We start from the raw sequence: 8681 nt of genomic DNA on the forward strand, positions 1-8681 counted from the left end.
TATCGAAAGTGAACAAATACAAGATCTGTAAGTAAAGATTAACAAGTATTCGAATAAATAACAAACCAGACCCTGGACAAGTAACGAAAGGATCACCGCGATGGGCACATCGCGCTTGGCGTTTCGCGCCTCGCCCGCCATAGCTGTCACAGATTCAAAGCCGACCAGAATCAGAATCGCGACCGTAGCTTGAATGAATCCCCAGGCGACGTTATGGATCGAGACGACGGACTTCGCGTTAGGGTGGGTCAGGAAGTTCCCGCTTGCATCGCGTGTTGGGTAGCTAATTCTGAAGGGCACCGGTTTTCCGGCAGCATCCAGCTTCGGTTTGGGCGCTCCCGATGCGTCGCGCAGAATGGTTTCGGTAGTCTGCCCGTTCGCCACGGTCTTAGTAGTTGCGAACTCATAGGTATAAGCTTCGCCCGATGTCGAATCGAACTGGTAGGCCACACTACCCGGCGGATGATTCAGCCGGTAGCCAAGAGCTAAGACCGCAAATACGACCAACGCACTGATCTGAATGATGTTAATCCCGACATTTACGGCCGTGGCGCCGGTAACTCCGCGATTCGCGATGTAAGCGACAGCGAAAGCGAAGACCACCGCGATGGCCATCATGAACAGCGGCCCGGGGCTTGACGCGCTCATGAAGTTCGGCCACAACGTCCCCACGACATAGCCGCAGAGTATCCCCATGGTGCCGACCATCACGCCCGGGTAGATCCAGTAATAAAGATGCGAGGCCCAGCCGATGACGAACTTAGAAATACGCGCATAACGCCACGCGCGAGCGTGATTTAAAAAAGATTGCTCGGCGAAGTAATAAGAACTGCCAGTCCCGGGGTAAAGCTTCGACATTTCGGCGTAACAAACGGCTGTTGCGAGGCATAAGAGCAAGGCGATCACGATGCCGATCCACATCGACGGAGCCGTTGCGCCCGTCGCCGCTTGTATATAGAAGGTCAGCCACAGAAACGCGCCGGGTGCAATCAGCGCCATGGCGTTCATCGTCAGACCAGTCAAGCCTAACGTCTGTTTCATTTGCACCTGAGGGCTGTCTGGCATTCAGGATCTCCCTATGAAATCGAAAAAAGAGACGAGGAATACTGCTGCAGTGACCGGTTGCGGCGTGGAAACCGAGCCTTTTACTATGACGGAAAAGAAGGGCTGGGCCAAATAAAAAATTGTGATGAACGCGATAAACAAAACTGTAATGGTACGGTATTCACTAAACTGATGAGTCATCTGGTCAGATACGTCGGAATGTTTCTGCTGGTCGCCGGATGGTGGCTGATCCTCGCTGCGCTGGTGCTGCTTACCGGCAAGCCGAGTCTGCCGTTGTTCAGCGTCTGCGGTTTCGGCGTGCAGGCGCTTGGATTGACGATGATGTTTCGCACGCACCGCACCGCATGACGCCGGCCAGTATCGCTATTTGTGTCGCAGCGCTGTTTCTCTCGCCGCTGGCGTTCGCCGGGATCGCTCTGATCAATACCGGATTGGGCCGATCGCGCAGCGCAGCGCACTGTATGCTCGCATCGCTATGCGTCTTCGGGGTGGCATCGCTGGCTTGCTTCGCGTGCGGATTTGCCATTCAAGGAAGCGTTCATCTGCCTTCCTACGAATTCGTTGTCGCAGGGAAAGAATGGAACTGGATCGGCGCGCAAGGTTGGTTCCTGCGCGGAGTGAACTTACAGGATCCGCAAGCCGGACTTAGTATCTGGATGCAGATTGCGGCAACATCGGTGGCCGCTCTGATTCCTCTCGGAGCAGGGATGGACCGGTGGCGATTGAGCGCCATCTGTGCTTCGACCGCGCTTCTGGTCGCGCTGGTTTACGCGCTGTTCGCGCACTGGGTGTGGGGCGGGTGGCTCTCGCAACTGGGCGTGAACTTCGGGCTCGGGCACGGGTTCCTCGATGCGGGCGGCAGCAGTTCCATACACGCGGTCGGAGGCCTCGCGGCTTTGGCGATCGCGTGGATCTGCGGCCCGCGGCGCGGCAAGTACCCACCCAACGGACGTCCGGCGGTCATCCCCGGACATCATGCGGTCTTTGTTCTATTCGGATGCCTGCTCGCGCTCGCCGGTTGGTTAGGTTTGAATGCGGCGGGTTCTATCTTGTACATGGGCGCGGGGCTTGAATCGATTCCGCTGGTTGCGATCAATACCCTGCTCGCGGCGTCGGCCGGCGGCTTATCAGCGGCCGCGCTCACGCGAATTCGATTTCAACGCCCCGACGCTTCCCTGACCGCGAATGGGTGGGTAGCCGGGCTCGTGGCGACCAGCGCCGGATGTCTGTTCGTCGCGCCTGGGGAGGCGATCGTGGTGGGTTCCATCGCCGGCGCGCTGGTCATCTTCAGCGTGGAGTTACTTGAACTGCGGCTCTTTGTCGACGATCCCGGCGGTGCGATCTCGGTCCATGGCGGGGCTGGAATCTGGGGCGTATTTGCGGCCGGGTTGTTCGCCCGATTCCCGGCGCGTGCGATCAACGGAGTTACTGGCGACCCTGCCGGACAATGGCTCGCGCAACTAATCGGGATCGCCACACTGCTAGGCTTTGTTTTGCCGCTAGCCTACACTCTAAACTTGCTGCTGAATCGATTGCACCCGCAGCGGGTTTCGGTTGAAGCGGAACGGTTGGGTCTCGACCTGCATGAACTTGGCGGGGGCGCCTATCCGGACTTTCCGTCGAACGACGACTATGCGGCCCGAAGATTTTGAGAACAGGAGATGCCATGAATCGTTGGACCGCTGTCTCGATTCTCTTTGCCGCCTCTGTTTTAGAAGCCGGAGGCGACGCTCTCATGCGCACGGCGATGCACTCTTCGCAGAGTCTTCGCAAACTAATTCTTTTTGCTGCCGGCGCCGCGGTTCTGTTCACTTATGGTTACGTGGTAAATGCGCCGCCCTGGGACTTCGGCCGTCTCCTGGGCTTGTATGTTGTCTTCTTTTTCGTATCCGCGCAACTGATCTCGTGGTTGTTTTTTAACCAACCGCCGGGAAGGGCGGTGTTAGTCGGCGGAGCATTGATAATCGTCGGCGGATTGGTCATCGCGCTCTCGCAAAAGTAGGCGCTAATGACTAACCCACTCGTGGTTACTTCCGAGCCAGAAGTCAAGCAGCGGCTTAGTTACGCCGAACTCATTCCGGCGATGCGGGAGGCGTTGATCGACTTGTCTGCCGGACGTGTCCAGCAGCCGGTACGCACCGTGATCCCGGTCTCCAAACATAACGGGTGGATGGGAGTGATGCCGGCGGTTTACCGCGGAGTCTGCGGGGCGAAGCTAGTCACGTTCTATCCGGGCAACGGCGCGCGAGGCATTCCCACCCATATGGCGATGATCCTGCTGTTTCGAGCCGAAACAGGGGAGCCGATTGCCGTGTTAGACGGGAGGCTGATTACCGAAATGCGGACGGCTGCCGTATCCGCGGTAGCTACGGAAGCATTGAGCCGGCAGGACTCGTGCGTGCTCGCCGTGTTAGGCAGCGGCGTGCAGTGCCGGTCGCACATCGAAGCTTTGCGGATGGTCCGGAGCCTCGACGAAATCAGGGTGTGGAGCCCGGATGCGGCGCGCTGCCGGGCTTGCGCGGAAGAGGTGGGCGCGGTAGCTGCGTTAAGTGCGGACGCCGCGGTTCGGGATGCGGACATCGTGGTCACCGTAACCAGCGCGGCTGAACCGGTATTGCAGGGTAAGTGGCTAAAACCGGGCGCTTACGTCAATGCTGTGGGCGCGGTCGGGCCGCGCCGGCGAGAGCTAGACGCTGAGGCGATGGATGCGACGGTGATTGTAGAGTCGCGCGACGCGGCGCTAATCGAGTCCGGCGACATCCTGATAGCGGGCGCAAGTATTGACGCGGAGTTAGGCGAAGTGCTGGCCGGCAAGTTCACGCCGACGCCGGGACGGCGCGTGGTCTTCAAGAGCTTGGGAGTTGCGGTAGAGGATTTGGCCGCGGCACTACTGGTTACTCCAGGCGCAATGCGTCCATCGGCGATATCCAACTAGCTCGTAACGCCGGCACCAGCGCAGCGATCGATGCGGGTAAAGCCAGAGCTAGAACAGCGATCACCAAAGCCGCCGGATCGTAAGCGCTTACCCCATGTAACTGGTTGCCGAGGAAACGTCCGGCCGCTAAGCTCAAAGGTACGCCGAGTAGTAATCCGAAGCCGATTAGTACAAACGCGCCGCGCAGAATCAAAGTAAGCACGCGCCCGCGATCTGCGCCCAACGCCATGCGCACGCCGATCTCCTTGACCCGCGTCCCGGCATTATAAGCGGTTACTCCATAGAGCCCAACTGACGCCAGCACGAGCGCCAGGAGCCCGAAGAGAGAAGTCAGCCGGGCAATCAGCCTCTCCTGCCCGAAGCTTGAACTCACTTGAGCGCTTAAGGCGCGCATCCGAAGGACGGGTAAGTTCGGATCGATCTGAGACATCGCACGTCTAACGGGTGCGTCGCCCAAGTGGCTTCCGGGGCGCATCAAAACCAATATGTCGTGGATAAAGTGCGATCGGGTCTCGCCGCTCATCTCTCCGGGTTTCGAGTAACTCGTCCACTGCGTCAGCGGCACATAGAAGAACGGTTTAACCGGGTCCTGCATGTTATACCCCAGATACCGCATGTCTTTGGCGACGCCCACAATTTCGTACTCATGCGACATTTCGATGGGTCCCTGGCCAAACTGCCTGCCAAGTGGATCCTCGCCTTCGAGAAATTTCTTGACGAACGCTTCATTGACGACGGCCACGTGCCGCGAACCCGCCGTGTCCTGCTCGGTAATGGGACGGCCTTTTACGATCTCATTACCCAGCAAGGAGAAGAATCCGGGTGAGATCCGGGTCCACGAAGATTCAGGCTCCTGCCCCGGAGGCGGTTCGCGTTTTCCGGCCAGGTGAATGCTTGAATTCCAGCTATCGCCGCTGAGTGGCGAGTACTGAGCGATCGCCACAGACTCTACTCCCGGAATCGCCGCCAGACTATCATGAATACGACGGTATAAAGGCTCGAGTTGTTCGGGCTTGTATCCAGCCAGTACCGGATCGATATTCAATACAACGCGGCGATCCGGCTCAAAACCGAAGTCCTGATGCTCCAAACTGCTCAGCGTCTTACTAAGTAAGCCCGCGGTTGTCAGCAGCACTAATGAAAGAGCGGCCTGCAGAATGACGAGAACTTTACGAGACACGGAACCGGATTGCTTCGTTGATCGATTGGCTCCTCGAAGCGCTTCCACGGGATCGCTGCGAGACGCCATCCAGGCCGGCGCAATCCCGAACGCAAGGCCGGTAAGTAGAGAAACGAAAAATGCGAACAACAGAACCGGCAACGACGGAGACGCACTTATGGGAACTGTACCGACTCCGATCGCGCTCGAGGGATCGAACGCATACCACAGGATAAATCGCGTTCCCGCGAATGCGACTGCCAGCCCGGCCAGGCCCCCGGCGAGCGAGAGTAACACGCTCTCTGTAAGAGCTTGCAGGATCATCCTCACCGGCCGGGCGCCGAGCGCCATGCTTAGCGATGTTTGCTGGGAGCGTTCGAGTCCGCGAACCATCATCAGGTTCGCTACATTGGCGCAGACGATCAGCAGCACGAATCCCGCGACTAACAGTAAGATCTGCAGCCGGTGCTCGTACTCTTCCCGCATGCTAACGATTCCCGCGCCGCCGGGCGAGAGATACATCGTTTGCTTCGCGATCTCCGTGCGTTCCTGAGGCGCCATCGCACCTTGATGTGCGCGGAGCCAGGCTAGTAAGTGGATCCGCATCTGGGCTTGCAGTGTACCCACGTCCGTCCCGGAGCGAACACGACCGATGATATCCAGCCAGTGCTGGTCGACGTTGTCCAGTAGCGAACTGTCGCGCTGTACGATTGGTTCGGCCGAGAGAGGTAAATACACGTCCGGCGGAGTGGGGCGAAGCTGTGCGCCATAAAATCCCGGGGGAGTAACTCCTACCACCGTGAAAGGATTGCCGTTAATGTCGAATACGCCGCCGATTACGCCGCGGTCGAACCCGAATCTTTGCCGCCAGACCTGATAGCTGATCATGGCGGCGGGCGCGGCGCCCTTTTGGTCGTCGGCGGGGGTTAGTGCGCGCCCCGCATAGGCGGGAACGCCGAAGGTTGCAAAGTAGTTTCCCGATACAAACTCGCCGGTGTAAGTTTCCGCCGGGCTGGCGCTATGTTCACGACGTACTCCGAAGAGTGACTGGCCGGCTTGAAACGCCGCCATGCTTTCGAATCCCGTCGTCTGATCCCGCAAGTACCTGTAAAGGTCGTTGGAAAAGACGGAGAACTCTTCAGACTGTGAGTAGCCGCCCCACACGCAGCAATGGGTTTTTTTGCCGACTCGATAAAGCTGATCGGGATTGGACACCGGCAGCGACCGCAGCATCACCGCATGGACCAGGGTGAAGATAGCGGTTGTGGCGCCGATGCCCAGGCCGAGTGTCAAAATCACGGTGCCTGTGAACGCCGGGCTCTTGCGCAGGCGCCGCAACGCGAGACGGATGTCGTGAGGCATCTGTGCTAGCCCCTGCAGCGGATGTGCGCGGTCTTGTTCGGTGCGGGTCGGCATTGTCGTTTTAGCGCTTACCATAGATACGGGCTCGCGCCGGTTCAGTTAGCAGAAATCTCGTGTGGGGCGCTGTCGAAACCCGCGCGGCGAAAATCAGCACCGCCATACTAAAGAAGATGAGTCGATTTTCCAGACGCGAGCTTCTCGGTTGGGCGGCGGTCCCATGGTTCTCCAGACTCCTGAATGCGCAAGACGCACCGCAGGATTCCGAGCCGACATTCACCACAGCCGTCAACGTCGTCAACATCTTCGCCACCGTGCGCGATAAGCGCGGCGAGATCGTTCGCGAACTAACCAAGGATGACTTTTCCATTCTTGAGAACGGGCGTCCGCAAACCATCAAGTACTTCACGCGCGAAACTGATCTGCCATTAACTGTCGGACTGCTGATCGACACGAGTATGAGTCAGGACAAGCTCTTGAACGACGAGCGCGGCGCCTCGTTCCGCTTCCTCGATCAGGTGCTTCGCGAACGCAAAGATCAGTTCTTTATCGCGCAGTTTGACGTGGGCGTCGTAATGCGTCAGGAACTTACCGCGTCGCGCAGCCAGCTGAATGAAGCGCTATCCTACGTAGATACGCAGACGCGCAGTCAACTAATGAGGCAAGGCGGCGGCACGGTCCTATACGACGCGCTCGTGAAAGTCTCGAATGAAGTTATGACCGGACAGAAGAATCGGAAAGCGATTATCGTACTTTCCGATGGAGTCGACTTCGGAAGTAATGCGACACTCTCCGAAGGTATCGAAGCCGTGCAAATGGCGGACACGATTATCTATTCGATTCTTTTCGCCGATCCACATGCGTATGGGGCAGGCGGCGGAGCGGAAGCGCAGCGCGGGCGCGACGCGATGTCCCGCATGGCTCGCGAAACCGGCGGCGCTTACTTCGAAGTGACTAAGAAGCTGAACCTCGAACAAACATTCGATGCGATTCAAACCGACCTTCGCAGCCAGTACAGTCTGGGCTACACGCCGAATCCGCCGGTGAAAGAGCCGCAATTCCGGAAGATCCAGGTTACGGTGAAGCGCGACGACGTGATTGTTGAGGCGCGGAACCGCTACTACGCGCGCCCGCTGTAGGTTTGACGAAGAGCAGGCACACCGGAGAATCGATGCCGTTTACTACTCCCGCAGGTTTGAGATCGCCCGTCTTTGCGTCGATCCGAAATATGGCAATGTTCGCCGAATTCTGATTCGCGGCGAGCAGAAAATGTCCGCTTGGATCGATGGTGAAGTTGCGCGGGCCTTTGCCTCCGGACGGAGTCCAGCCGGCCTCCGTTAGTCTGCCGCTGCGCGGATCGATGGTGAATCGCGCAATGCTGTCGTGCCCTCGATTGGACGCGTACAGAAACCTTCCGGAGGGATCTATAGCGATCTCCGCCGGCGTGTTCTGCGATTTGAAACCTTCCGGGAGCGTCGATACCTGCTGAAACTCAGTAAGTGTGCCGTTCTTGAAATCGTAGCCGACAACAGTCGAATCTAACTCATTCACGACATAGACTCTATTGTTCGCTCGATTGAAGACCAGGTGCCGCGGACCCGCGCCGGGATGCACTTTGAGCGAAAGCGATCGCCCCGGATCGAGTGTCTCTTTATCCAGTTGCCGAACTAGAATCTCATCGGTGCCGAGATCGGTCGCCAGCAGAAAACGGTCGTCGGAAGAGAAGTTCACGGAGTGGCCGTGGGGGCTATCCTGGCGGTCGTGGTTGGGTCCGACGCCCGTTCCAGTGAACTCGCCGAAGTGTTCCGGAGCGGCCAGACCGTCCGGTCCCAGGGGGAACGAGACGAAGTTGCCGCCGGTGTAATTGGCGACGGCGAGAATCCGCCCGGAAGGATCGACCGCCAGATCGCAAGGGTCCGCGCCATGCGAGGAGAAGCGCTGGTCTTCGGTCAACTTACCGCCTGCAGCGCGCGCAAAGACTGTGATGTAGCCGCTCTTCTCATTCTCATAGTCATGAGTCTCATCAGCGGCGTAAAGCGTGCGGCCGTTCGGACTTAGAGCGAGGAATGACGGGTTATCTACTTTCGCCATGAGTCCGAGCGGTTTGGCGGTTCCGGTCGCGGAGTCGAACTGGTACGCATAGATACCGTCGCTCCCTTTACC

8 protein-coding genes are annotated in these 8681 nt (G+C 58.4%); 5 read left to right on the plus strand and 3 right to left on the minus strand.

Features of this window, described 5'->3' with window-relative positions; translation table 11 throughout:
* Positions 1 to 1065, minus strand: a 1065-nt coding sequence (locus H1Y01_RS01530) for an amino acid permease (RefSeq protein ID WP_180538333.1), incomplete at its 3' end; no start/stop codon positions are given.
* A gap of 171 nt (positions 1066 to 1236) precedes the next feature.
* Here H1Y01_RS01530 and H1Y01_RS01535 point away from each other — a divergent pair.
* The 4 genes from H1Y01_RS01535 to H1Y01_RS01550 are packed head-to-tail and all read left to right on the plus strand — an operon-like array spanning position 1237 to position 4000.
* Positions 1237 to 1413: a hypothetical protein gene (locus tag H1Y01_RS01535; RefSeq protein WP_219341176.1), complete on the plus strand. Its 177-nt coding sequence runs from the start codon at positions 1237 to 1239 to the stop codon at positions 1411 to 1413.
* Positions 1410 to 2717 (plus strand): ammonium transporter, encoded by a 1308-nt coding sequence (locus tag H1Y01_RS01540; protein ID WP_180538335.1) that lies wholly within the window; start codon positions 1410 to 1412, stop codon positions 2715 to 2717. Before H1Y01_RS01535 ends, H1Y01_RS01540 begins: the two co-directional genes overlap by 4 nt.
* Positions 2718 to 2731: 14 nt before the next feature.
* The gene (locus H1Y01_RS01545) at positions 2732 to 3067 is read left to right on the plus strand and encodes a hypothetical protein (protein WP_180538336.1); all 336 of its coding nucleotides are present in this window, start codon (positions 2732 to 2734) and stop codon (positions 3065 to 3067) included.
* A 6-nt stretch (positions 3068 to 3073) separates the two neighbouring features.
* Complete coding sequence (locus H1Y01_RS01550; RefSeq protein ID WP_180538337.1) at positions 3074 to 4000, plus strand: ornithine cyclodeaminase family protein; 927 nt, start codon at positions 3074 to 3076, stop codon at positions 3998 to 4000.
* Here H1Y01_RS01550 and H1Y01_RS01555 read toward each other — a convergent pair.
* On the minus strand, positions 3960 to 6575 hold the full coding sequence (locus H1Y01_RS01555) for an ABC transporter permease (protein WP_219341177.1): 2616 nt from the start codon (positions 6573 to 6575) through the stop codon (positions 3960 to 3962). The two genes, H1Y01_RS01550 and H1Y01_RS01555, sit on opposite strands and share 41 nt — an antisense overlap.
* A 116-nt stretch (positions 6576 to 6691) precedes the next feature.
* Here H1Y01_RS01555 and H1Y01_RS01560 point away from each other — a divergent pair, with 116 nt between their 5' ends.
* A complete protein-coding gene (locus H1Y01_RS01560) occupies positions 6692 to 7657 on the plus strand; it encodes a VWA domain-containing protein (protein ID WP_180538338.1) in 966 nt (321 codons plus the stop codon).
* Here the strand turns inward: H1Y01_RS01560 and H1Y01_RS01565 are convergent.
* Positions 7593 to 8681 (minus strand): lactonase family protein (locus tag H1Y01_RS01565; protein ID WP_180538339.1); only part of this gene is annotated, 1089 nt, incomplete at its 5' end. The two genes, H1Y01_RS01560 and H1Y01_RS01565, sit on opposite strands and share 65 nt — an antisense overlap.

The organism is Nevskia soli (genome assembly GCF_903970205.1).
GTDB lineage: Bacteria > Acidobacteriota > Terriglobia > Bryobacterales > Bryobacteraceae > Bog-113.

Coding starts and splice junctions, on each gene's coding strand:
- H1Y01_RS01535 (WP_219341176.1), top strand. CDS start 1,237: ATGAGTCATCTGGTCAGATACGTCGGAATGTTTCTGCTGGTCGCCGGA.
- H1Y01_RS01540 (WP_180538335.1), top strand. CDS start 1,410: ATGACGCCGGCCAGTATCGCTATTTGTGTCGCAGCGCTGTTTCTCTCG.
- H1Y01_RS01545 (WP_180538336.1), top strand. CDS start 2,732: ATGAATCGTTGGACCGCTGTCTCGATTCTCTTTGCCGCCTCTGTTTTA.
- H1Y01_RS01550 (WP_180538337.1), top strand. CDS start 3,074: ATGACTAACCCACTCGTGGTTACTTCCGAGCCAGAAGTCAAGCAGCGG.
- H1Y01_RS01555 (WP_219341177.1), bottom strand. CDS start 6,575: ATGCCGACCCGCACCGAACAAGACCGCGCACATCCGCTGCAGGGGCTA.
- H1Y01_RS01560 (WP_180538338.1), top strand. CDS start 6,692: ATGAGTCGATTTTCCAGACGCGAGCTTCTCGGTTGGGCGGCGGTCCCA.